The 23690-nt window shown below is 40.4% G+C and carries 20 protein-coding genes, 1 tRNA gene and 1 pseudogene; 9 read left to right on the forward strand and 13 right to left on the reverse strand.

The annotated features are described in order from the left end of the window. Positions 1-26: 26 nt before the first annotated feature. The 10 genes and pseudogenes from larE to THEIN_RS06930 form a co-directional block, all read right to left on the reverse strand. A complete protein-coding gene (gene larE, locus THEIN_RS06885; protein WP_013907963.1) occupies positions 27-791 on the reverse strand; it encodes an ATP-dependent sacrificial sulfur transferase LarE in 765 nt (254 codons plus the stop codon). Next, on the reverse strand, positions 791-1975 hold the full coding sequence (locus THEIN_RS06890) for a homocysteine biosynthesis protein (protein ID WP_013907964.1): 1185 nt from the start codon (positions 1973-1975) through the stop codon (positions 791-793). The genes larE and THEIN_RS06890 overlap by 1 nt, the downstream gene beginning before the upstream one ends. An 8-nt stretch (positions 1976-1983) precedes the next feature. Further along, complete coding sequence (locus THEIN_RS06895; RefSeq protein ID WP_013907965.1) at positions 1984-2583, reverse strand: CBS domain-containing protein; 600 nt, start codon at positions 2581-2583, stop codon at positions 1984-1986. Between the two features lie 67 nt (positions 2584-2650). Beyond that, positions 2651-6829: an acyl-CoA dehydratase activase gene (locus tag THEIN_RS06900; protein ID WP_013907966.1), complete on the reverse strand. Its 4179-nt coding sequence runs from the start codon at positions 6827-6829 to the stop codon at positions 2651-2653. A 219-nt stretch (positions 6830-7048) separates the two neighbouring features. Further along, positions 7049-7733: pseudogene (locus tag THEIN_RS12000) on the reverse strand (IS5 family transposase); the annotation flags it as partial. 96 nt (positions 7734-7829) lie between these two features. Beyond that, positions 7830-8486 carry an NUDIX hydrolase gene (locus THEIN_RS06910; protein ID WP_013907967.1) on the reverse strand — a complete coding sequence of 219 codons (657 nt, stop codon included), beginning with the start codon at positions 8484-8486 and terminating at the stop codon, positions 7830-7832. 87 nt (positions 8487-8573) lie between these two features. Further along, the gene (locus tag THEIN_RS06915) at positions 8574-8903 is read right to left on the reverse strand and encodes a type II toxin-antitoxin system VapC family toxin (protein WP_013907968.1); all 330 of its coding nucleotides are present in this window, start codon (positions 8901-8903) and stop codon (positions 8574-8576) included. Between the two features lie 370 nt (positions 8904-9273). Next, complete coding sequence (locus THEIN_RS06920) at positions 9274-10077, reverse strand: class I SAM-dependent methyltransferase (protein WP_013907970.1); 804 nt, start codon at positions 10075-10077, stop codon at positions 9274-9276. Positions 10078-10159: 82 nt separating this feature from the next. Further along, positions 10160-11836 (reverse strand): DUF262 domain-containing protein, encoded by a 1677-nt coding sequence (locus THEIN_RS06925; RefSeq protein ID WP_013907971.1) that lies wholly within the window; start codon positions 11834-11836, stop codon positions 10160-10162. A 256-nt stretch (positions 11837-12092) separates the two neighbouring features. Further along, complete coding sequence (locus tag THEIN_RS06930) at positions 12093-12335, reverse strand: hypothetical protein (protein ID WP_013907972.1); 243 nt, start codon at positions 12333-12335, stop codon at positions 12093-12095. Between the two features lie 200 nt (positions 12336-12535). Between THEIN_RS06930 and THEIN_RS06935 the strand changes: the two genes are divergently transcribed. After that, positions 12536-13786 (forward strand): integron integrase, encoded by a 1251-nt coding sequence (locus THEIN_RS06935; protein ID WP_013907973.1) that lies wholly within the window; start codon positions 12536-12538, stop codon positions 13784-13786. Between the two features lie 344 nt (positions 13787-14130). Beyond that, the gene (locus tag THEIN_RS06940) at positions 14131-15663 is read left to right on the forward strand and encodes a [FeFe] hydrogenase, group A (protein WP_013907974.1); all 1533 of its coding nucleotides are present in this window, start codon (positions 14131-14133) and stop codon (positions 15661-15663) included. Between the two features lie 229 nt (positions 15664-15892). On the opposite strand, the gene THEIN_RS06945 is transcribed toward THEIN_RS06940, so the two are convergent. Continuing rightward, positions 15893-16528: a nucleoside monophosphate kinase gene (locus THEIN_RS06945; protein WP_013907975.1), complete on the reverse strand. Its 636-nt coding sequence runs from the start codon at positions 16526-16528 to the stop codon at positions 15893-15895. Positions 16529-16534: 6 nt separating this feature from the next. Then, complete coding sequence (gene ftsY / locus THEIN_RS06950) at positions 16535-17497, reverse strand: signal recognition particle-docking protein FtsY (protein ID WP_013907976.1); 963 nt, start codon at positions 17495-17497, stop codon at positions 16535-16537. 70 nt (positions 17498-17567) lie between these two features. Here ftsY and THEIN_RS06955 point away from each other — a divergent pair, with 70 nt between their 5' ends. Further along, the gene (locus THEIN_RS06955) at positions 17568-18638 is read left to right on the forward strand and encodes a branched-chain amino acid aminotransferase (protein WP_013907977.1); all 1071 of its coding nucleotides are present in this window, start codon (positions 17568-17570) and stop codon (positions 18636-18638) included. Here the strand turns inward: THEIN_RS06955 and THEIN_RS06960 are convergent. Next, complete coding sequence (locus tag THEIN_RS06960; protein WP_013907978.1) at positions 18577-19776, reverse strand: sigma-54-dependent transcriptional regulator; 1200 nt, start codon at positions 19774-19776, stop codon at positions 18577-18579. The two genes, THEIN_RS06955 and THEIN_RS06960, sit on opposite strands and share 62 nt — an antisense overlap. 266 nt (positions 19777-20042) lie before the next feature. Between THEIN_RS06960 and THEIN_RS06965 the strand changes: the two genes are divergently transcribed. From THEIN_RS06965 to argC, 6 genes are all read left to right on the forward strand, one after another. Next, positions 20043-20117, forward strand: a tRNA-Gln gene (locus THEIN_RS06965). A gap of 15 nt (positions 20118-20132) precedes the next feature. Beyond that, positions 20133-20852, forward strand: coding sequence for an ABC transporter ATP-binding protein (locus THEIN_RS06970; RefSeq protein ID WP_013907979.1), 720 nt, complete (start codon positions 20133-20135; stop codon positions 20850-20852). Next, a complete protein-coding gene (locus THEIN_RS06975; protein WP_013907980.1) occupies positions 20849-21640 on the forward strand; it encodes an ABC transporter permease in 792 nt (263 codons plus the stop codon). The genes THEIN_RS06970 and THEIN_RS06975 overlap by 4 nt, the downstream gene beginning before the upstream one ends. A gap of 102 nt (positions 21641-21742) precedes the next feature. Continuing rightward, positions 21743-22186: a 50S ribosomal protein L13 gene (gene rplM, locus THEIN_RS06980; RefSeq protein ID WP_013907981.1), complete on the forward strand. Its 444-nt coding sequence runs from the start codon at positions 21743-21745 to the stop codon at positions 22184-22186. A 13-nt stretch (positions 22187-22199) separates the two neighbouring features. Beyond that, positions 22200-22601: a 30S ribosomal protein S9 gene (rpsI, locus tag THEIN_RS06985; RefSeq protein WP_013907982.1), complete on the forward strand. Its 402-nt coding sequence runs from the start codon at positions 22200-22202 to the stop codon at positions 22599-22601. A 48-nt stretch (positions 22602-22649) separates the two neighbouring features. Next, a complete protein-coding gene (gene argC / locus THEIN_RS06990; RefSeq protein ID WP_013907983.1) occupies positions 22650-23690 on the forward strand; it encodes an N-acetyl-gamma-glutamyl-phosphate reductase in 1041 nt (346 codons plus the stop codon).

Here is a 23690-nt window from a genome sequence, read left to right on the forward strand (position 1 = left end):
GATTGGGGCAAAAATTTTGTCTGTTTTTAATAGCCTTCCAGATTATAAAGAATCTTTTTGAATCCTAGCTTTTTAAAGAAACTAACGATAGACCTTTGATTTCCAAGAACTTTTTCTTGTTCGCTTAATGTAACTTCTATTATCGCCAAGTTGGCCTTCTTTCGTACTCTCACCAAAGAAAGTCCTAGTCCCTTAAGATAATTTTCGGCCTTCTGTATCATTAAAAGGCTATCCCGGGTTATTGGTTCTCCTGTAAGGAATCTGGTGGCCAAACAAGGGGAGGCTTCTCGTTTATAATTTGGTAGTCTAAATTTCTTCGCCAATAAACGAATTTCCTCTTTTGGGAAGCCAGCTTCTTTTAAAGGAGATAAAATTTTCAGTTCGCTGATAGCCTTAAGCCCGGGCCTATAATCGTTTAAATCGTCTAGCTGAGTGCCATCAGCCACGGGATACGGGCTTTTAGTGATTAAGGCTTTAAACATTTCTTTTTTACAAAAGTAGCAGCGGTTTTTAGGGTTTTGCTGGAAGGCTTTAAGGCTTAGGTGATCAAAAGCGATAAATTCATGTTTTATTCCTAAGTGTGAAGCCACCAGCCTGGCGTGGTATAAATCTTCTGGATTAATAATAGGCGAGGTTATGGTGTAAGCTAAAACCTTTTTACGGCCTAAAAAGTTAGCCGCTAAAAAAAGAAGGACGCTGCTATCAAGGCCCCCTGAGAGGGCTATCGCAAGCCCCCCCAGGTTTTTAAAAATGTCTTCAAGGCACTTTAGCTTTTGCGCTATCTTTTCCACTAACGGAATGGATAAAGTTCGGTGCCAGGGAATGGAGCCTGGGGTTCGCTAAGCAGGAATTTGCCTTCTTTTATCCAATTCTTCAGGGTTTCGGCGATTTTTCTAGCTTTAACTATGCTCGAAAGAGGTACGGTAGGAATTTCTTTATCTAAAACCCTTATAGTACCGCTTTTGAGTTCGGCATAGCTCACAGTGCCGTAAGAACGCTTGATGCCATTGGGATAATCGTGAGCGTAATCCACCACTTGGGTGAAAAGTTCCTCATCAGAAAGCCCGGCAAAGGCTGCTATTTCTTCGTTAAGAATAGGTATGGGCACACCTAGGCCTACCGCCAGAGAGCATCCATAACCCAAAATGCTAACACCCACTAGCCATTCAGCACTCATTTGTTTCATGTCTCCATAGACCATGAGAGTGGCCGCAGGGGTGAGCGGAGCGCCTTTTTCTGTGCGAGGCACTTTGAAGTTGCACTGGGTCCCTGCCCAGGCTACGTAACCTATTCCACCTCCTAAGAAAATTCGGGTTCCTACTCCTATGGTACGAAGATACGGATCTTTAAAAAGTGGTGAAAGTTCTCCAGAAGTAGCGTAATTAGCGTTTTGAGCTCTGGGGCGCAAAATGCCCATGTAGGTGTAGATGGTTTTATCCGAAAGATTTATGGCGCAGTTATAATTTTGGTAAGCATTACGTGGGTTAAATAAAAGGGCATAAGGAATATCTTTAAGAGTTATTTCTTTTTCGAGGTATTTACGGGGATAACAATGGGTGCCATAAGATGTGGCTTTAAGATAAACAGTTTTTCCGGCTACCAAGTCTTGAATGACATGGCCTCCGCCGTAACGAAATTCACCAGGATAAACTTTGTTGAGAGGGTCATCTTCACATGGCTCTGTTGCTCCAATATAAATGTCAACCGCGGCAATGCCAGCGTAAGCAGGCACGCCATTTAGCCAAACTCTATAGGCCTTAATGGCTGGTTTTGAATGGCCAAAGTTGATAAATGCGCCAGAGGAACACATGGGGGCAAAAGTGCCAGTAGTAACTACATCTACCTGAGCAGCAGCTTCTTCAGGCCCGTTTTCTTTGACTATCTTTACCATTTCTTCGGCAGTTACAACTACCGCTTCGCCTTTTTTTATCTTTTCGTTGATTTCATCTATGGTTTTTTTGATTTTGTATCCCATAGTCTCTCCTATTCTACTAGAGATACTACTTGATGACCTGCTATTTCGAGGGCTGCGGCAATAGGGTCAAGCGGACATTTCTCAAGCCTTACATAATAAATTTTTTCCCCGCTGGGATGTATATCCATACCTACGGAAATTACATGTCCACCGTGAGTTTTTATGATGTCAAGAACTTCTTCAAAACTTTTATTTTTCGCGGGGATAACATCAATGCGAGAGCTTGAGCGCAAAATGCCCATCAGTTCTATAAAGGCCTCAAGAAGATCGGTAACAGTAATAATGCCGACCAGTTTTCCGGCTTGGATAACCGGAAGCCCACCTATTTTGTGGCGGTGGATAAGGCGTGCCGCTTCGTCAATGGTGGCTTCAGCGTCAACGGTAATGGGGTTTAATATCATTACCTCTTTTATGGGGAGGGAATCTTTTATAGAAGGAAGGGTGTATTGACGAATACTGCTTTCTGTTACTAGACCCACCAGATCTTCTCCATCAACCACTGGCAGATGCCTGATAGAGTGTTTTTTCATTAACTGGAGAGCTTCTTCTACAGTGGCCTCTGGTGAGATAGTAATTACATCTTTTATCATCCAGTGTTTTATACGCAACTTACCTTTCTCCTTAAAAAAACTATTAGAACCTTGACCCTAAATATAGCATGCTTTTACTAATTGGCTACGCTGCCTTTTGCCTTCCTTCCTGCTCGGCAAAGTGTTCGCGTACCTGATGCATAAAGGCCTCAAGCCGCATCCTGGTGCCCATAGAGCGTTGACCATCACAGGAAACAGTAAGCATGGGGATAAGGCCGTTTTCTTCGCGAACTCTTTTAAGCACCATAGCTACTATAGTTCCTGGCATACAGGTAAATGGAATAACGTTTATAATTCCATTTACCCCGTGGCGCAAGTAGTCAAGGCTTTTGCCTACCGAGAGAATAGCTTCACCTTCAAACTCGTCATTCATGTACTTTTGGGCTAGCTTAATTATCTCTTCTACCTGTGGATCTTCGGCGGTCTTCAAAATATCTTGCACCAGTGCAGCAAAGCGGTGCTCGTCTTTTACCTGAACGTGATGCTCAATTATAAGACGAACGAGCTGTTTAAACTTGCGGAGCCTCTTGGCCCATCTTTTAGAGGTGTAATTGATGTAATAAAACCACTCAGAAACAGGGGGGAGCCATACTTCTGCTCCCATTTCTTCGAGGACTTTTATTAAATCTTCGTTGGCAAAACGGTTCATTCTTACATAAATTTCTCCTACTATACCTACGACAGGTTTTTCTCCAAAGTTTTCCGTAGGTATAGCGGCAAAGGCTCCACGAATTTCTTCCATAACCGGGAGTAAGTCTTTTCGTTCCTCTATGGCTTGGCATATTTTCTCAAGGCTTTCCTTGTAAACTTTTTCTGTTTCTCCGACGTTAATTTCGTAGGGCCTTATTTCGCGTAAGAATTTGTCAAGAATGTCTATGCAAACTAAAGCCTTCCAGGAAAGCCTGGTAAAGTCTTTTCCTATCATGCCAAGCTCTTGGTAGAGCTGAAAATTCTGGGTAGGTGAATAAATGGGTACGTCTTCGTAGCCGAGTTGGTCAAGAATCATGCGATGTAGGCGGTTATACTGGCCAAAACGGCAGGGGCCAGAACCTGAAGGCATAAAAAAGGCCGCCCGTTTAGGGTCAAAGTCAGGACGTTTTAGCATTTTTAACATGTCGCCCGTGGTAAGTACGGCTGGATAACACTCTTTCCCTGAAGTATAACGACGGCCAAGGCGTAAAGACTCTTCGTCTGATTCAGGAAGGACGCGTGCGTCTACTCCACAAGCCCGAAATACAGCAGCTAGCCCGTAAACATGATCTGACATGTAAGGTAGATAAATGATACGCTGGTCCTCAGGTTTTACAGCTTTGCGATATGGTTTAACAGGCTTTTGAGGAGCCAAGTTTCTTCCTCTTATACTGTCAAGGAAGGCTTCTATGCGGGTAACTACGCCGGCATCAGCGCTGTGTTCGTCTATCTCTATTTCAAGATAGGGTTTGCCTCCAAGGAGTTCTTCAAAGAAGTGAATAATAAAGGAATCCGGACCACAAGAAAAATTAGTTAAAAAGATAGGGTAAAGTCTTGGGTGATTTCTTATAAAATGAGCTGCTAAGAGAAACCTTTGGCCATAGCGCCAGTACATGCCTTCAAGACCGTCTAAGTCTTTAATTTGGTGGAGAGGGAGCATGTCAACAGGAATGCCTAAAACACCGAGGCTCCTAATTTTATTGTGAATGGAAAGATTGGCCCCTGGATCAAAGGCATTGTAAGGACGACCAACAATCACTAAGGCTACTTCTTCTGGGTCGAGGTTTGCTAAAACTTCTTCGCCGCGTTTTTTAAGCCAACTATCAAAGTCTCTTTGAGCCGCTTCAGCCTTTTTCCAGGCCTCTTTTACCTGTTTTTGAGAAACACCAAGAAGATTGGCCAATTCACCTTTCTGTTTTTCAAGCACTTTGCCTCCGGTGCCAAAGTGAAATACCGGGGCCAGAATATTCGCTCCGTATTCTTTAAGGTTGATTGATGCCTCTAAGGCCGCCGCCACACTTTGCACGTAAGGACAAATTTTCCCACTTTTTAGGTCTGGATGATCGGCTGGTAGATCAACTATGTAAGGTACGAAAATCTTTTTTACACCCTTTTTTAGCAAATCAAGGACATGGCCGTGAGCTACTTTTACTGGAAAGCACGTCTCTGCGGCAACTATTTCACAGCCTTCGTTTACCAGCTTTTTATTCGTAGGTTCCGAAAGTACTACTTTAAAGCCTAACTCCTGAAGAAGAGTGGCGAAAAAGGGAAGTCTTTCAAAATAAAAGAGCATACGAGGAAGCCCTATTTCTCCCAAAGGGGCATCTTCTTTATCAACTACATAGCTCAAAAGTTTTTCTGTTCTTTCGTTAACCAAGTTTGGCAGACTGGCGGGGGGTTTGCGATGTTCCACCTCGTATTTTTCACAGCGCCCGCCATAAAAATAAGGTTTGCTGCCTTCAATGGAAACCTGCCTTATTTCGCAGCGATTAGGGCAGGCCTGACATTCAAAGGTAGAGATTTCATATTGGATATGGGACAAATCAAATCCGCGGAAAGAACTTTTCCCTTTGGATTCTTCTAAAGCAAGAAGGGCTACTCCCATGGCCCCGGTTACTTCGTTATGCGGAGGAACAATTATTTCTTTACCGAGGACTTTTTCAAAAGCGGCCACTATGCCTTTATTAAAGGCCGTAGCTCCCTGGTAAAATACCTTATTTCCGATTTTGCGGTTTTCTACCACTTTGTTTAGATAGTTGTGGACAATGGCGTAGCATAATCCGGCGATGAGATCTTCTTTAGGGAGCCCCTGCTGTTGGTAATGCAAAAGGTCAGACTGCATAAAAACAGTACAGCGCTCACCCATCTCCACCGGTGCTTCAGATTTAAGGGCGTAATCGCCAAACTCTTCAATAGGTACATTTAGACGTACAGCCTGTTCTTCCAGAAAAGAACCAGTCCCTGCAGCACAGGCTTTGTTCATAGTGAAGTCAACGATAGTTCCATTTTCTAAGCGGATATACTTTGAATCCTGCCCGCCTATTTCTATGATGGTATCAACACTTGGGTCAATGGCTGCGGCGGCTTTGGCCTGGGCAGTTATTTCATTTCTAATTACATCGGCACCGACAAAGTCTCCCACCAGGTAACGGCCAGAGCCGGTAGTGCCGACGCCTAGGACTTCTATCTCCAAGTTTTTGGGAAGTTTTTCTCTTAGGGCCATAAGGCCTTTTTTGACACTTTCAAGCGGCTTTCCGTGATGGAGGGAATAAGTTTTGGCAATAAGCTTTCCTTCCTCGTTGATGGCTACAAGCTTAGTGCTTACAGAACCTACATCTATGCCCAGATAAACACGCAGTTTCCCCTGACTCTGGGGAAATAGAGTTTGCGTTTTGGGAGTGCGCACGGTATAAGGCCCGAGTTTTGGGAGCCTTTTTACCGTGCGCTTTCTTTCTTTTAAATATTCTTTAAGAACTTGAGAGCCTTGATAAGGCGAGGTAAATCGGCCGTCAAGGCCGTAAAGAGAAGCCCCTATGGCCCCCATGATAAAGTGATAATCGGGTATGATGAGCTCGCCTTCTTTGAGATTAAATATTTCTTTTATAGCGCGGCGAACTCCATAGTTGGCAGCTACACCTCCCTGAAAAACAATTGGTGGTAGTACCTTTTTGCCTTTGGCGAGATTACTTTTAAGATTTCTGATGATGGCAAAACAGAGACCGGCAATAATTTCGTGGTCAGGCACAGCGGCTTGCTGGAGGTGAATCATGTCAGACTTGGCGAATACCGTGCAGCGGCCAGCAATACGAGGAATGTTTTCAGCTTTAAGGGCAAGTTTGCTGAATTCCTGAATAGTATAACCAAGGCGAGCGGCCTGCTGTTCAAGGAAAGCGCCGGTGCCCGCGGCACAAAGGGTGTTTAAAGCAAAGTCCTTTATGCGAAACTTGCCGTCTTCGTGTGATATAAAGACCAACTTTGAATCTTCGCCACCGATGTCAATGATAGTGCGGGCCTCGGGATGAAAGTGTTCTACGGCCCGGGCATGAGCCATAACTTCATTAACAAAGGCTACAGATAATATCTTAGATATGGTTTTGCCGGCGGTGCCTGTGCAGGTGAGGCCTTCTAATTCGTGGCCAAACTTGTCTTCTACATCAGCCAAAATTTTGGCCGCTGTTTCTACCGGTTGCCCATGAGTCTTTTCATATGCGTGGTAAATAATTTCTCGCTTTTCGTTCAGTACCGCTACTTTGGCAGTGCCTGAGCCCACATCAAGGCCAACATAGTATCCCATTACCGGCCCTCCATCACGGTTTTCTTGAATCTTAAGTTTTTTACTATGTATTTTCAAGCACATTTGTTACTTTTTGAGGACGAGAGCTTTGGACGAAGTTTTTAAAATTCCTGGTGAAATTTATGATGAGACTTTTGGAAAAATATTTTAATTTTATTTTCTATTCTCCGTTTTGGCCATTAAAGCAAAAATTTCTGATTTCTATCCCTTTTGCTTATCTCTTTTTCTTTTCTTCTGTCTGGCCGAAAGGGGCCTATTTCTCCTGGCCTTTGCTAAAACTTCACAAAATATCCCCTTCCTACGACACCTCCTCCTTAACTCTTGCTTATAATAAGTTTTATCTGCAAAAACACTTACCTCATCTCCTTCAAGTAGTTCATCAACAACTTGGGAATCGTGCACGTTAGCTGGTGTGCAAACGAACTCTGAAACAAACTCATTTTTAACGTCAATAGCAATATGGTCTTTGTAGCCGTAGAAGGATTGTTTTTTCTTTTTAGTGAAGTCTGCATCGGGATCGTCTTTTCCTGAATTTCTAGCAGCCTTAACTATACGAGCATCAACGATTTTTCCTGTCTTCAACTCATAACCCTTTTCAGAAAGCTGGCGATTTAGTTCCTGAAAACATTCTTTATAAAGTTCCATAGAATATAGGTCTTTGCGGAAGCGGCAGATAGTAGAATGGTCAGGTACAGGATCAGCGGCGGAGAGATCGAGGAAGCGACGGTAGAAGAGGTTGCCTTTGAGCTGGAGTTCAATCTTTAGAAAGATAAAGAGAAGCGAGGATTTGTTGAAAAGGATCCCAATTGATAAGTTTATTGATACGAGCCAAGATGTCATCAGGCAAGTTTTGATAGATAAGATGTTTGCCTATAGTTAGATTTGTATTATTTCCTCTGAGCATAAATGAAGCTCCTTTAGTTTTTAAGTAGATTTATCATGAGAAATATTACTATTCAACAAATTTTGTAAAGATCTCTTTTCTATTTATATAGGGCTGTTAATATTTATTTATTATCTCATATATTATTTCAGCTGTAACTCCCCAAATAATTCCTACATTAGTTTTATATACCAGAACTCTATATTTTTTACCACCCCAAGGTTTCCAATATCTTTTTGGCAAGCCTAATTCCTTGGCAGGAAAAAGGACTATTTCTTCTCCATTATCATTGATATATGATGGTTGTATTTCTAATCTGACCTTATATATTTCAGGCGAATTCTTTTTGAAATAAGATACTGGTAATGTAAAAATACTTTCTACTTCAGCATGATTAATATGTAACTCTTGTAAATTTATAATATCTAAAATTCCTACAAATGGATCAATAGCTACCCCCATTGGGGCAATAACTGTATCTAGTTGGCCAATAATTATAATCTTATTTTTTTCTATACCTAACTCTTCTATACATTCTCTAATAGCTGTATCTTGATAGGATCTATCCTTTATCTGATCAAATTTACCTCCGGGGAAACATATTTCTCCACCTTGTTTTATATTTATACTTCTTTTTTGAAATAAAAAATGATATTCATTATTCTGCCAGATTAGAGGCACTAATACTGCTGTATTGACATATTTTTCTCTACCCTGTACGTTAGGAAACCTTGGTAAATTAAATCTTAAAATTTGTAAATCTTTTTTATTCATATTATCATCTAATTATCTTAATTTAACGCCTAAACTCACAGGCGAGCGGTATGCCCGTCCGCTGGAGAGGTTTGTTAGAAATTGAAATTATTTATCTTTAAATAAACTTAAATTCTTTATAAAACGAAAATCTTTAATATTGTAAGTCCATAAACTAAGATCATAATAGATAGCGGTAGAAGCAATTAAAGCATCTGGTATTTTCAGCCCATGACTTTTTGAATATGTTTCAATTAAATTTATTGCTATTTCCGTAATCTCTTCGTTCAAAGACAATATATTGAACTCACTTAATGCTCTTTTGGTTTTATTCAGCTCTCTTTTATTAAGTGCTCCATAATATAATTCTATTAGTGTAATAGCACTTAATGCAATATTTTTCCTTTCTAATTTATCGAAAACGTTTTTGAGTCTCATTGCCTTTTAAGTATTCTATGATTACATCTGCATCACATAAAATTTTTACATTCTCCATGCTTTCTCTCTTAATTTTTCTTTAGTAATATTTCTATCTTTCCAAATACCAAAAATTTCCTCAAACTTGTGTTCTTTTTTTAATTTTTGAGATTCTCTTATTTTAACAAAAGGTAGTTGTTTTAAACAATTTATTAAAGCTCTTCCTTCTTTACTATTTTCAACTTCTAAAACAACCCGGATGAGTTTCTCCTTTTTTCTTTTAAATTTTAAATTTCTTGCTATTTTTATTTTAGCATATTCTTCAAACTTTTTTAACGCCCAAACTCAGCGGCCGGCAGATACGCCGTCCGCTGGAGAGGGTGTTAGAACTTTATTTTTTTGCTATAAGATACACTCGATAAAAAACTAGCTCAACCTTTCCTTCTTCATCAACCTGATTATAAAAATTTTCCTTTACTATTTCTCTGAAAGCTTTAGCATATGTCTCATCTATTGGAATCTTGTAATACTTGGGATTTAAATATCCTGCGACCGCTCCAGAATTAAATATATTATATACTTCTTCAGGAGTATGCTTAGTGTGTTTTTCTTCTATTTCTGCATAAAGCACTTCAAAATTATTTCTCTCAAAAAGTTCTTTATATTCTTCTGCACTTTCTAAGAAAAACCAGGGTTCTTCAAAAAACTTAAAAACGTCTTTGGTTTTTGGATGTTTTTTAACTTCTTCTATGGCTTGAATAAAATTAGGAGAATATACCTTTCGGGCTGGAGCTTGAATTCCTATTCTCCCTTTTGTTTTAAGAGCTTCATAACACTTCTGGAGTACAATATCAGGATTTTTAAACCATTGAAACGCTGAATTACAAAAAATCACATCAAACTCGTCTTTATAGTTTATTTCTTCAGCTCTTTTTACTTTAAAAGTTATATTTTTCTTGCCGTATTTATTTAGAGATTTTTCAATCATTTCTTTCTCTACATCAATTCCTATAACTTTTCCAGAAGTTATTTTTCTTATTTTTACAGTAAGATCTCCTGTCCCGCATCCAAGGTCAAGAACATCTTCTGTAGGTTTTATCGAGAGCAATTCAAAAAGTTTCTCACTTGCGGATTTTTGAACGATAGAAGTCTTATCATAACTTTTAGCTACTTCTGAAAAAGTAATTCCACTCATTTTTCCATAACTTTTTCTACCGCCCCAAACTCAGCGGCGGCGTGTAACGCCGTCCGCTGGAGAGATTTGTTATATGTTTTAATTAGTTAGTTATTATTCTCATTTTCCTAAATTTATCAACTATTAGTTTTTTACGTGCTTCTATAAACTCTTCAAAATTGTCTATTTTCCATAGTTTTTTATCTTTTGGAATCAAATGAATCTCAAAATATTTATCATCTTTACCTTTTAGCCATTCATCTGGCGGTTTATTTCTTTTTTCATCTCTGTTTTCCTCCGCAGAAAGAAGCATTAAATTTGCAATTTGATCTCTCTCCCATTGTTTGTATTTTATAACTTTTCGACCTGTTTCTGGATTTACCACTTTTACTTCTTTTAACTTAGATTGTGGGAAAATGTGATCTACCCATGGAAGATTTCCTTCATATGCTGGCTTAAAATTGACATCTTGATACCATAATGCAAATATGAGATAAAGCTTTTTGTCTCCATAATAACTATCCAAAAGTGATTCCTCAGATATATTTATTGTTCTTCCTCTATTTATAATTTCAGTGTTGATAACGTCAATATCAAAATCTTCCTTCTCGTCTACTTTTTTAATGAGAGCATCTAATAATGTATCAGAGCTTCCAGAAAAAGTACCAGTCAACAGAACTCGAGTGAGCCACTTTGCTAATTCTTCTTTATTAGCTGTTTTCCATTTGTCTGGATATTTATAATTGAAATATATTAGTGGAATTAATGCCAAGTAACTGGGAAGTGCTTTATCGTCTCTTATGAATGTATATTTACAGAGGAAATCTTTAATTTCTTTTATTGATTTTTTAATTTCATCCCAATTATTTTGTAGCTTTTCTAAATTTTCTTCTTTTCTAAATTTCATTACATCATACTTTGCACCGGTACCAATAAGAATAAGGCTCGTTTTTAAAACGAAATCCCTTTCAAAAGCAAATGCTGTGCTATTGAGATCTTCTAAGAAATATGTCAGATCTTCTTCTATTTCCTCCCAATTTGCTGTTAGGAGAGAGAACATTAAATCTGATTTGCTTAAAGGAGTACCTCCAGAGTTTGCTCTGATAAATATTTCAACCACATCGTTTAGTGTATACATATCTGGATTATCTACACTGTCCAACTCTGTATATGCTATATTTTCCTTATCTCTAAATTCTTTAATGAGCTTTAATATATTTTTTCTTATAAGTCTTTTCTCTTCTTCAGAAATAGAATTAATTTTTTCAACAATTTCTTCTGTAATTTCATCGTATTCTCTATTATCGTACACAATATCCTTTACTTTTACCCATCCTTTTGTTACATCAGCTTTAGCAGGATTCAAGAATTTAAATTCAAATTTAATATCTTCTTTTTCTTCTTTCCCACTTAACACATTAAAATATAATTCTTCTCCATTATAACTACCCTTTAGTGCAATGAACAAACTTTGTAGTCTTTGCTGCCCGTCTAGGACAAGCAACTTCATTTTTTCATTTTTGGGGACATAAAAATCCGTTAGTTTTATCCCACCTTTGTAATTATCAATAAACTTTCTCATTTTTACAGGCTCTCTTGTTTTCCATATAAGGAAGTTGCCTATAGGATATTCTCTCATTATTGAATCAAATAATTTTTCTATTTGGTCTTTTCTCCAAACAAAATATCGTTGAATATTTGGTAACCAGAAACCACCTTGCTCTTCTTCATTATTGACCATACTTACAAATTTTCTAATAGTTTCTTTTCTATTTCGCATGATAATAACTACATTTTTAAAATTCAATTACATTTCAAAAGGTTCAAATATATTCTATATAACGACAAAGCTCACCTGCCGCCAAGGAGCGCCAGCGGAATAGCGGTCAGGTGGAGCGATTTGTTCGGCTCTTGCCACACTTTACCAGATAATAGTCTTAGTCTGATGATCAGGCGGAACCTCATTTTCAACCGCAAGGAAAATAGTTATCCAATAAATTGAAAGCGACGGATACTAAACTTACTTTAGAGGCCTTTCAAATGAGTTCCCAAACACCTTGAGGAGACATATTTGCTGCCTTCATTATCCCTGTTTTTCTAAGCTCTGTAGCGGCCCATCTAACATCATATTGCCAAGTATAGAAAAGGTTTCCAGACGCCCTTAATTCATCTTCATACTTATCCCATATGTATTTACAAACATCGACTATTCTAGCACTCTTCCCATTAGCCCTCAGCGCCTCCACCAGCCAATCTCTCAAATCATATTTATCAGCCATTTGATATCTCCTTATTTATTTAAGCCGAACATTTCATTTTGACCTGCGGCCGTGGATTTGGAAATTTTATTATTACCCACCCCCAATTTAGGGGATAGTACCATATAGGTTGGCCCCTGTCAAAAAATTTACTCAAAATTAGCCGTATAAAGTTAATAAATTTGACATAATCATGCTAGAAGATTAATCTAGCAGTTACTATGAATAACTCCTGGCAAAACTTTACTGACTATTTAAACGAACTTCCTATTCCTGAAAAAGCAAAGCCTTTTTACGTTTCCTGGGCAAAGAGAGCCCTTTCTTGGAACAACAATGCCCAGAAGAAATCTGAACCGGTCCCTATCTCGGAAAAGGCTCAAAAGCGTTTCCTTAAGTTTCTTGAAACCCGTTATGAACCGTGGCAGGTCGCCCAGGCCGAAGAAGCTATAAAGCTCTACAATTACTTCATTTCGTCGGTTCAAACCTCTTCCCCTGAAAAACCAGACCAGGCAGCCTGGTCCTACATTAAAGAAGAAGCTTGCCGACTCATGCGCCTGCGTCACCTCTCTTACCGCACGGAAAAGACCTATCTCTCCTGGATCGGAAGATTTCAAAAATTCATAAATTCCAAAGCTCCAGTCCGTCTTACCGCAAGGGACTTTCAGGATTTCTTAACGCACCTTGCCGTAGAACGCCGTGTGGCACCTTCCACCCAAAATCAGGCCCTGAACGCCCTGGTTTTCCTTTATAAACATGTATTGCAGCAGGACATCACCGCAGCCATTAACGCCGTTAGGGCCAGAGAAAGGCGCCGCCTACCGGTAGTGCTCGAAAAGGAAGAAGTGGAGCGGGTTCTGCAACACATGCCTTATCCATACCATTTGATCGGCGGTTTGATGTACGGCGGAGGGCTGCGCTTAAGCGAGGCTTTAAATCTACGTGTAAAAGACGTGAACTTTGAAAAACGGCAGATAATCGTTCGGGCAGGAAAGGGAGATAAAGACCGCGTTACTATCCTTCCGGAAAAACTCGCCGATCCTCTCTGGGAACATTTACAAAAAGTAAGACACCTTTACGAATTCGACCGTGAAGAAAATCTTCCCGGAGTCCATCTTCCCGAGGCGCTGGCGCGAAAATATCCAAACGCAGGTAAAGAATGGGCCTGGTTTTGGCTCTTTCCCTCCCCCAAGCTTTCCGTGGACCCTCGGACCCTTACCGTGCGCCGGCATCATCTCTACCCTACCTCGGTTCAGCGAGCTTTTAAAAGGGCTCTGGCGAAAGCAGGCATAGAAAAGCCGGCCAACGTACATTCTTTACGACACAGTTTTGCCACGCATCTTCTTGAAGCTGGCTATCACATCCGCACTGTGCAGGAACTCCTGGGACATAAACATATCCAGACCACCATGATTTACACGCATCTTGCCCGCCAAAAGTTACTAAAAGTCCAAAGCCCGCTGGATAGAGAATAAATAATTGTAGAAATTGGGACAGGGATTGCTTCGCTTTGCTCGCAATCACCCAATTGTCGCCTATTTAGTGACCCCATTATATCTCTTCTTAGGATTTAGTTTTTTCTTCCACGCTGAAATTTAACATAAGGATTGTTTCACTAAGATCTTTTTGTTTTAGGGATTAAACTCATTTTAAAGCGTTACAAAATGATAAAAGATTATCCAAAATTCCCGCTTAAACGGGAATAAAGGATATTAAAAGATTATAATTCGTGTTGCAAAATAAAAAAAAAAATTTTAGGAGTGGTTGGACCTTAAAAGGTTTTAGGTATGGGCTTAAACAAATATTTTCGGAGGGGAAAATGGGTGAAAAAGGTTTTAAGAAGAAAATTAGTCGGCGTTCTTTTTTGGAAATTATAGCTGGGCTTGGTGTTACAGGCCTTGCGGGTACAGCCTTTCGAGGTCTTAATGGCTTACCAGAGGCCATAGCCAAAACCAATAGACGGGGAACCAAATATTATGGCTATGCCGGATCTGTTGTCCCTGTAGCTCCTGATAACCCTTCCATTGTACACTTTGACAAATTTTGTAAACATGGTGAATGTGGAGTTTGCAGTACAGTATGTCATGAAAAACAGGGGGTATTTGGGTATTGGGATCCACGGGTAGCTAGTGAAGTTGTTTGTGTGAATTGTGGTCAGTGTACAGCCTATTGTCCTGGTAAAAGAGGTATTCCTGCTATGCAGGAGCGCGATGAGACAGAAAAGGCCTTTGCTTTTCTTGAAAACGATGAATACCACGTGGTTGTACAAACGGCTCCAGCTGTGCGGGTGGCTATAGGAGAAGAATTTGGTCTTCCTCCAGGAGAGTGGGAAGAGGGGCAATTAGTGGCAGCTTTACGTCGTTTAGGTTTTGATGCGGTTTTTGATACCAATTTTGCAGCTGATCTAACTATAATGGAAGAAGCTACCGAATTTGTAAAACGAGTTGTTTATGCAGAAAAACCTTTGCCGATGTTTACTTCCTGTTGTCCTGGTTGGGTAAAGTTTGCCGAGTATTTCTATCCTGAACTTCTTTCACATCTATCTAGCTGTAAATCTCCTCAGCAAATGTTGGGAGCAGTAGCAAAGACTTATTATGCTAAGGAACGAGGAATTGATCCCTCAAAGATCATCTCCATTGCTGTTATGCCCTGTACCGCCAAAAAATTTGAGGCTCAGCGTCCTGAAATGAAAGCTGCTGCTGAATACTGGCATAATGAAGAAATAACTGCTGATGTAGATCTCGTTTTAACAGTTCGTGAATTAGCCAGAATGCTCAAAGCCAAAAATATTGATCTTTTAGCTTTACCTGAAGAAGATTACGACCCAATACTAGGGGAGGATACTGGAGCAGCCAGAATATTTGGAGTTACTGGAGGCGTTATGGAAGCTGCTGTTCGGACCGCTTATTATTTCCTTACCGGAGAAGATCCTCCAGATACATTGCTCGAATTTACTCCTGTTAGAGGGCTGGACGACGTCAAAGAAGCCTCTTTAAATATTAATGGTGCTACGATTAACATTGCCGTAGTTAATGGTCTAGCGAATGTTCGCAACGTATGCGAAATAGTTATGGACAACCCCAACAAGTGGCATTTTATTGAGGTTATGGCCTGCCGTGGTGGTTGTATTAGTGGTGGTGGTCAGCCTAGAACAGAAGTCCCTCCAACTGACGAAATTCGTTTGGCTCGTATAGAATCTCTTTATACCAGTGATGAACTTTCACAAATACGACTGTCTTATCTTAACGAAGAAGTACGCGCTCTTTACGAGAAATTTTTAGGTGAGCCAAACGGCGAATTAGCCGAAGAATTACTTCACACTCACTACGTTGATAGAGGGCCAGTAGCATAGCCTATTTGACATGCGAGGGCTATAGATTTCGCTTGTCTATAGCCCTCGTAGTAGTTTTATTAATCCGATTTTTTGCACGACAAAGTATCGCCGCTGACATAATCACTAAGGCAAAGTAACCTTCGCTGTCACTGCGAGGCCTCGTTAGAGGTCGAAACAGTCTCAGGGATTGCTTCGCTTTGCTCGCAAGGTGATCTTAGTTGAAATAATTTCAGAAAAAGAAAAATCTCTAGAATAATTCTTTTATTTCGTTTACGGAAATTTTTTCCTGAATAAGGGTAAGGGTTTCTTGAGGAGTGGTAAATCTTCCTACCAGGAATTTGAGTATTTTGGCACCATTTTTTTGGTAAAATTCTATGAGAGGTCTTGTTCGATCTTTGTATATCTGCCATTTACGGTAAATAAGCTCAATGTAATCGTCATCGCGGCCTTTGCGATCGCCTCCAGTATTTCGATGAATGCGTTCAAGGATTTCTTCAAATGAGGCTTCTATTCTGACAACCAAGCGGATAGAAATCTTTCTAGCCAGTGCTTTGGCCTGTCCTTCATGGCGAGGAAGCCCGTTCATGATTAGTATTTCGCGGCCAGAATAAACTCTGGCCTTTAAAAACACGCTAAGGATTTTTTCGGCCAAATAAAAGTGTTCATTTTCAAGGAGGAGACCTTCTTCAAGAACCTTTTTTATGAAAATACGTTCTGAAGGTAGAATGTCGTGACGATAAGCCCCTTTGGCAATAGTCCTTAACTCGCGGCCAAAGTCAAAGTGTAAACACTTATGGCCGTAGAGCCCAGTTTTTTCTAAAAGATCCCCCAGAGGGCTCTTACCCACTCCTGTTGGCCCAAGAAGTAGAATGCCTTTCAACATGGAGGCTTAAGGAATAATAGCATTTACAAAGGCTTCAGGATCAAAAGGTTCGAGATCTTCCAGTTTTTCACCTAAACCGATGAAAGATATAGGGATTTTAAAGAGATGAGCCAGTGTTAAAACTATGCCGCCTTTGGCGGTGCCGTCCATTTTGGTTACAATGAGAGTGTGTATGGGTAAAGCTTCTTTAAACCATTTGACCTGGCTTACAGCGTTTTGGCCGGTGGTAGCATCAATAACCAGGATATTTTGATGAGGGGCTTCCTCGATAGCTTTACCAGCTACTCTTGCCATTTTTTTGAGTTCTTCCATGAGGTTGTATTTAGTGTGAAGGCGACCTGCGGTGTCTATAAGAGCCACATCTATATTACGGCTTTTAGCTGCTTTTAGGCCCTCAAATACTACTGAGGCTGGGTCTGCCCCGAGTTTTTGCTTGATAACGGGGATTTCTAAACGATTCCCCCAGTTTTCAAGCTGTTCAATAGCCGCGGCCCGGAAAGTATCAGCCGCTACGAAGAGCACCGAAAACCCGCTGTTTTTCAAACGATAACCCAGCTTGGCAATAGATGTGGTTTTGCCAACCCCGTTTACACCGACTACAAAAACAGCCGCTGGTCTTGCTTCAGGCGGGAATGGCGGCGGTTCAAGGGAAAGAATTTTTAACATCTCGGCCTTTAAGGCCTCTTTGAACTCGGAGGTTTTTAAAAGTTCGCCCTGAGAAACCCTCATTCTTAGAGGGGTAAGGAGTCTCTTGATGGTATCAATGTTAATATCAGCAGTTATAAGGGCTTCTTCTAATTCTTCAAAAAAGGCCTCATCAACATTTCTTTCAATAACGAATACTTCGCTGAGGCCTTCTTTGAGTTTTTCCCTGGTGCGTGAAAGCCTTTCCTTAAACTTGCCTAAAAGCTTTTTTTTCTGAGCTTCTTCAGCCTGGCTATTATCTTTTTTTCGTAACCACTTGAACATAAAGAGTCCTTGCATTAAAAAGAATTGAGTTGGTTTTTAGAAATATACCACGTTAAAGGACTTGGCAAGGATGGAAATAAAATTAGAGCTTTTACCTCCAGAAAAACGTCGGAAATTAGATCTTGAAGGAGATCTTCCTTTTGGCTGTATTTTCACTGACCACATGTTTCTGATGTATTACCAAGAAGGTAAAGGGTGGTATGATGCCCAGATAAAACCTTACGAACCAATCTGCCTTGATCCTGCAGCCACCGTTTTTCATTATAGCCAAACTATATTTGAAGGCCTTAAGGCCTATTACGGAGTGGACGGTCGAATCCGGCTTTTTCGGCCAGAACGTAATATGGCCCGCATGAACTACTCAGCCAAACGTATGTGTATGCCAGCTATTGACAAAGAATTTGCTCTTCACGCTATTAAAACTTTAGTTGATCTTGAAAAAGGCTGGATACCAAAAGAAATAGGTTCGGCTCTTTATATCAGGCCGGTACTGATGGGAACAGAAGCATTTTTAGGTGTAAAGCCGAGCAGTGAATATATTTTTTTCATTATCCTTTCTCCGGTAGGAGCTTATTATAAGGAAGGTTTTAACCCTATAAAAATTTACGTTACAGACAAGTATGTCCGTGCTGTGCCTGGTGGTGTGGGGGATGTGAAAACCGGCGGCAATTATGCGGCCAGCCTTATGGCTTCTGAAGAGGCAGCTAAATTAGGCTACACACAGGTTCTCTGGCTGGATGCCATTGAGCGCCGTTATGTAGAAGAAGTCGGCACTATGAATATATTCTTCTACTTTGAAGACGAGCTGGTAACACCAGCGCTTACAGGTACAATTCTTCCCGGAATTACCAGGGAATCAGTTATCCAGATGGCCAAAGACTGGGGGCTTAAAGTCAATGAGCGCCGTATCACTATTGATGAAGTTATTGAGGGAGCTGAAACTGGCCGTCTAAAAGAATGTTTTGGTACAGGTACGGCTGCTGTTATTTCGCCAGTAGGCTATTTGGCTTATAAGGGTAAAGAGTATGTCATCAACCAGGGCCAAACAGGTCCTCTCGCTCAAAGGCTTTTTGAAGAGCTTACCGGGATCCAGTATGGCGAGAAGCCTGACCCTTACGGCTGGATACAGTTCGTTCCCTGATACGTTTTTCTTCTTGAATAAGCTGGCTTAAAAGGTCTTCAATATCTCGAAATCTGAGTCTGTTTTTAACAATTTTTTTAGGTAAATGCCTTTTAAAGGTTTCTTCTTCACCCCAAATTACAACCTCTTTTATAATCTTTTTCAATTCATCTAAATTGCTTGGCCAGGAGTGGAATAATAACCTTTCTATAAAGTTAGCCGAAAAATAAATTGTTTCTTTGCGATATAAATGAGCATACTTTTCTAAAAAATGTTGAGCTAGTAAAGGGATATCTATCTTTCGTTTTTTTAAAGATGGTAGATAAATGGCAAATTCAGATAGGCGGAAAAATATTTCTGTATGGATTTTCCCTGTTTTAAAAATCTCTTCAGGTGGTTTTGAAAGAGAGGCAACTAGTTTAGCCGAACTTTTTACGGCTTCTTTGGCTCCCAGGGGATAAAAATATCCATTTTCAATAAAAGAAAGCAATTTTTTCTGGGTTTTTAAGGGTAAAGTGTCTATGTCTTCAATATAAAGTACCCCTTCTCCTGCTTTAGCCAAAAGACCTTCTTTCTTTTTCTTAATCTTAGGAAAAACGCTTGCGGAAAATCCAAATAATACCGGTTCAATCATATCTGAAGCCAAGGTCTTTGGAGAAAATTTTATAAAGTTTCCTCCGCGGTGCGCCTGTATGTGGCGGGCAAGCAACTCTTTCCCAGTCCCTTTGGCTCCTACCAGTAAAACAGGAGAGGAAATAGAAGCGAGTTTGGGTATGAAATTTCTTATTTTGGCAATGCTAGAGTGTTCCCCTATAAAGGGGTTTTCTCTTTCTTCCCGGGTGAGAGGTAAATGGCTGGAAGATATTTCTTCAATCAAATTTATGAACTGGCTGGTTAAAAAAGGTTGCTTTAAAAAAAACGTTTCTCTTACAGGAAGATTAACTGAAGATAGATTTTGACTAACTATCAATATTTTGACGTTTTTCTTTAAATTTGAAACCAGTTTTTCTAGTTTTTTAATGGGTATCTTTTCTGGTTCTACCAGTATTAACAAATTAGCGTTTTCTAATGTGCTTTCGTCTATTTTTGCTAAATCTAGTAAATGGCTAATATAATGGCCCGTTAGTTTATTTTCTGTAATAAGTTTGTATTTTATCATCAACTTTTATTATATGCAAAAATTGTGCCTTTCTTGAAAAAGTAAAGATTTTGTAAGCAATCCCCAAAAGCCATATATTTCGTATATTTTATAGGTTTTTAAAAATGTAAATTTTTTGACACCTTCAGGCTAAAGGGAAAAATTTTTCCCATATTGGCTAAATTGGGAAAAATTTTTCCACTCGTACACTACGGGAAGGGAGCGGTAAAATCGTTTCACAAAAACTTGCAAGAAAGTTCTTATAAGTTATTTTATAGATACTCTGATCCCGGGTCGTCTAATCGGCAGGACATGGGGTTTTGGCCCCCATAGTGGTGGTTCGAGTCCACCCCCGGGATCCACTTTTTAAACCTCCCATGGATACTGTTCTTGAAGTAGAAAATCTTAGCAAAAAATTTAGCACTTCTTGGGCTTTAAAAGACGTTTCTTTTTCACTTTATCGGGGAGAAATCTTGGGGATTGTTGGGCCCAATGGAGCAGGAAAGACTACGCTGATAAATTGTCTTTTGGGTTTAATTTTGCCTACCAGCGGAACTATTAAATATTTTGGTTTATCCTTCTCAAGGTATCGCTCACAGGTCCTTGAAAAGGTAAATTTTGCCTCAAATTACGTCGGTCTTCCGTTATCTTTGACCCTTGAAGAAAACCTCCTGGTTTATGCCCATCTTTATCACCTTAAAAATACAAAAGAAAAAATCAGCGAATTACTCAAACTTTTTGGCCTTTGGGAAAAGAGAAAACAACGTACGCGGACCCTTTCTTCAGGCCAGATGATGCGTCTTTGCTTGGCCAAGGCTTTACTCAATGATCCTCAAATATTGCTTTTAGATGAACCCACCGCTGGCCTTGACCCGGAGATAGCCAGGGAAACCCGTGATCTTTTACTAAAGCTAAGCCACGAACAAAACACCAGCATTATTATTACTTCCCATAACCTTGCCGAAATAGAACGTATAAGTGACCGCCTTCTTATTCTTCAGAAAGGTCAGATAAAAGCCCTGGGCACTACCGAAGAGCTTTTAAAAAAGTTTGAGGCCCAAAGCTTAGAAGAACTTTATTTCAGGTTAAACCTATGAGTCCAAGGCGAATTTACGCGGTGATTTTGCGACAGCTTTTTCTTTACCGCCGAAGTTTTACCCGGGTGCTTGATGTCTTTTACTGGCCAACAGTGGATCTCCTTCTCTGGGGTTTTATTACTGTTTATTTGGCCAAAGCCGGTACCACTCTTCCTCCTTACGCCTCTTTTTTCCTGGGAGGCTTAATCCTCTGGAACATACTTTTGAGGGCCCAGCAGGGAGTTTCGGTTTCTTTTCTGGAAGATATATGGGCCAGAAACCTGATCAATCTTTTTGTCTCTCCCTTAAAAATATCCGAATATTTGGCGGCCCTTTTGTGTATAAGTCTAATAAAAGTTTGCTTGGCTTTTGCGGTCCTTTCTCTTTTAGCCAGTCTTTGTTTTGGATTCGGAGTTTTTAAAATGGGTTTTTGGCTGTTGCTCTTTATTTTAAATCTGTGTGCCATGGGCTGGGCTATCGGGTGGGTTACTATGTCAGCTATTTTATGGTTTGGTCAGGAAGCGGAAATTCTCGCCTGGGCCCTTGCTTTTCTTTTCTTGCCGGTATCAGGTGTCTTTTATCCAGTAGAGGTGTTACCTGACACTTTGCGTCTAATAGCTCTCTTTGTCCCGGCCTCTTATGTATTTGAAGGGATGCGAGAAGTGCTTTTAAAGCAAACACTTCATATCTCGCTTTTGTATAAGGCCTTTGGCCTAAATATGGTGTATCTTACTGGAAGTCTTTTTCTTTTCCTAAAGGTTTATAGGAAGGCTTTGATAAAAGGCACTATTCCCAAAATTGGGGAGTGATTGCAAATTTTTTATTTTGGTCTAAAATTTGTAACGCTTACTTGACAAGAAAGCTCAGGTCATTTAAAGATTTTGAGCCGATCTGTTATTGGAGGAGTAAAAATGGCGATATTTACATCTCAGACCCCGATGTTGAAAAAAGAAGAAGTAAAAAGGCCCTGGTATGTGGTTGACGCCAAAGGCAAGACTTTAGGCCGCTTAGCAAGCATAATTGCTTATCGTTTGCAGGGTAAACACCGTCCGGATTATACCCCACATGTGGATGCCGGAGATTTTATCGTGGTAATAAATGCCGATAAAATAAAGCTTACTGGCAAAAAACTGGATCAAAAGATTTACTGGCGGCACTCTGGTTATATGGGTGGTATTAAACTTACGCCAGCCAAAAAGATGCTTAATAAAAAGCCCGAAGAGGTTATCAGGCTGGCGGTAAAACGTATGCTGCCAAAGAATCGTCTTGGGCGTAAAATGCTTAAAAAACTTAAAGTTTATCGGGGAGAAACCCATCCTCATACTGCCCAGAAACCAAAAGCTTTAGAAATTTAAGAGGTGAGACAAAATGGCCAAGAATCCTGAAAGATTTTACGCTACTGGTAAGAGAAAGACCGCTATTGCCCGCGTCTGGATTATGCCTGGAAGCGGCAAATTTAAGGTAAACAACAAAGATTTTGAAGACTACTTTTCTGATAATGTAGTAGCCAGGCATGTGGTAGAGCAGCCTTTTAACGTAACTGGTACTTCTGGCAAGTTTGACATTATTTGCACGGTTAAAGGTGGAGGGAAATCTGCCCAGGCTGAAGCCATAAGGCACGGGGTAGCTCGAGCTTTAATCGTTTATAACGAAGAGCTTCGTCCTTCCCTTAAGAAAGCAGGCTTTCTTACCCGTGACGCCCGTGTTAAAGAGCGTAAAAAGTACGGGCTTCGTGGGGCAAGGCGCGGCCAGCAATACTCCAAGCGTTAAGATAGAATCAACAGGGGAGCCCAAGGCTCCCTTTTTTATTTTTAAACCATGCTTAAAATAGCTATCATAGGGGCTACTGGTTATACCGGGCTTGAGTTGTTACGCATTTTAGCCAAACACCCAGAAGTAGAAATTGTTTCGGTTACTTCTCGTCAGGAAGCTGGCAAAAAAGTTAGAGAAGTTTTCCCTTTTGAAAGTTATTTTGCCGAACTTGTCTTTGAGGAGCCTGATGTTTCTAAGATTGCTCCCAGGGTTGACTTAGTTTTTCTCTGTGTGCCTCATGGGGCGGCGGCTGAAACCGCGAGGGCCTTTCTTGAAGCCGGGGTTAAGGTGATTGACCTTTCGGCAGACTTTCGCCTTAAAGACGCCGCAGTTTACGAAAGCTGGTACAAAACTAAACACCCCTGTCCGGAATTGCTTTCAAAGGCTGTTTACGGTCTTCCTGAAATTTATCGTGAAGAGATAAAAGGGGCTTCTCTGGTAGCCAATCCTGGCTGTTATCCCACCGCCAGTATTTTGCCTCTTGTACCTTTACTTAAAGAGAAACTTATTGAACCTCAAAGCATTATCATTGACGCTAAAAGTGGTGTTTCTGGAGCGGGGCGGAGTGCTAAACTGCGCCTTATTTTTTGTGAAGTTAACGAAGACTTTTGTGCTTACAACGTGGCGGTTCATCGCCATACCCCTGAGATTGAACAAGAATTAAATCAGGCGTCAGGTTTTTCTTTTCACATAAACTTTACCACCCACTTGGTGCCTATGAGCCGAGGGATTTTGGCCACCTCTTACGCGGAAGTAAAAGAAGGTGTCACTGAAAGGGATTTGAGAGAGGCTTTAAAAAGCGCTTACGCCCGTGAACCTTTCATCAAAATCCTAGATGAAGGGCTCTATCCCCAAACCGCCCACGTGAAAGGTACCAATCTTTGCCTTATCGGCCTAAAGTTTGACCCTCGCACGGGTAGAGCTATAATAATTTCAGCCATTGACAACTTAGTTAAAGGGGCAAGTGGGCAGGCCGTGCAGAATATGAACCTTATGGCTGGTTTCCCTGAAACCCTTGGTCTTGAAAAGAGGCCTCTTTTCCCCTGA

This window comes from Thermodesulfatator indicus DSM 15286 (assembly GCF_000217795.1).
Classification (GTDB): Bacteria; Desulfobacterota; Thermodesulfobacteria; order Thermodesulfobacteriales; family Thermodesulfatatoraceae; genus Thermodesulfatator; species Thermodesulfatator indicus.

Excerpts from the sequence above, each read along its gene's own strand:
- THEIN_RS06920 (WP_013907970.1), bottom strand. The coding sequence starts at position 10,077 with ATGAGTGGAATTACTTTTTCAGAAGTAGCTAAAAGTTATGATAAGACT.
- THEIN_RS06955 (WP_013907977.1), top strand. The coding sequence starts at position 17,568 with ATGGAAATAAAATTAGAGCTTTTACCTCCAGAAAAACGTCGGAAATTA.
- THEIN_RS06960 (WP_013907978.1), bottom strand. The coding sequence starts at position 19,776 with ATGATAAAATACAAACTTATTACAGAAAATAAACTAACGGGCCATTAT.
- THEIN_RS06890 (WP_013907964.1), bottom strand. The coding sequence starts at position 1,975 with ATGGGATACAAAATCAAAAAAACCATAGATGAAATCAACGAAAAGATA.
- THEIN_RS06940 (WP_013907974.1), top strand. The coding sequence starts at position 14,131 with ATGGGTGAAAAAGGTTTTAAGAAGAAAATTAGTCGGCGTTCTTTTTTG.
- rpsI (WP_013907982.1), top strand. The coding sequence starts at position 22,200 with ATGGCCAAGAATCCTGAAAGATTTTACGCTACTGGTAAGAGAAAGACC.
- THEIN_RS06945 (WP_013907975.1), bottom strand. The coding sequence starts at position 16,528 with ATGTTGAAAGGCATTCTACTTCTTGGGCCAACAGGAGTGGGTAAGAGC.
- rplM (WP_013907981.1), top strand. The coding sequence starts at position 21,743 with ATGGCGATATTTACATCTCAGACCCCGATGTTGAAAAAAGAAGAAGTA.
- THEIN_RS06975 (WP_013907980.1), top strand. The coding sequence starts at position 20,849 with ATGAGTCCAAGGCGAATTTACGCGGTGATTTTGCGACAGCTTTTTCTT.
- THEIN_RS06910 (WP_013907967.1), bottom strand. The coding sequence starts at position 8,486 with ATGAATAAAAAAGATTTACAAATTTTAAGATTTAATTTACCAAGGTTT.
- THEIN_RS06930 (WP_013907972.1), bottom strand. The coding sequence starts at position 12,335 with ATGGCTGATAAATATGATTTGAGAGATTGGCTGGTGGAGGCGCTGAGG.
- THEIN_RS06970 (WP_013907979.1), top strand. The coding sequence starts at position 20,133 with ATGGATACTGTTCTTGAAGTAGAAAATCTTAGCAAAAAATTTAGCACT.
- THEIN_RS06935 (WP_013907973.1), top strand. The coding sequence starts at position 12,536 with ATGAATAACTCCTGGCAAAACTTTACTGACTATTTAAACGAACTTCCT.
- argC (WP_013907983.1), top strand. The coding sequence starts at position 22,650 with ATGCTTAAAATAGCTATCATAGGGGCTACTGGTTATACCGGGCTTGAG.
- ftsY (WP_013907976.1), bottom strand. The coding sequence starts at position 17,497 with ATGTTCAAGTGGTTACGAAAAAAAGATAATAGCCAGGCTGAAGAAGCT.
- THEIN_RS06925 (WP_013907971.1), bottom strand. The coding sequence starts at position 11,836 with ATGCGAAATAGAAAAGAAACTATTAGAAAATTTGTAAGTATGGTCAAT.
- THEIN_RS06915 (WP_013907968.1), bottom strand. The coding sequence starts at position 8,903 with ATGAGACTCAAAAACGTTTTCGATAAATTAGAAAGGAAAAATATTGCA.
- THEIN_RS06900 (WP_013907966.1), bottom strand. The coding sequence starts at position 6,829 with ATGGGATACTATGTTGGCCTTGATGTGGGCTCAGGCACTGCCAAAGTA.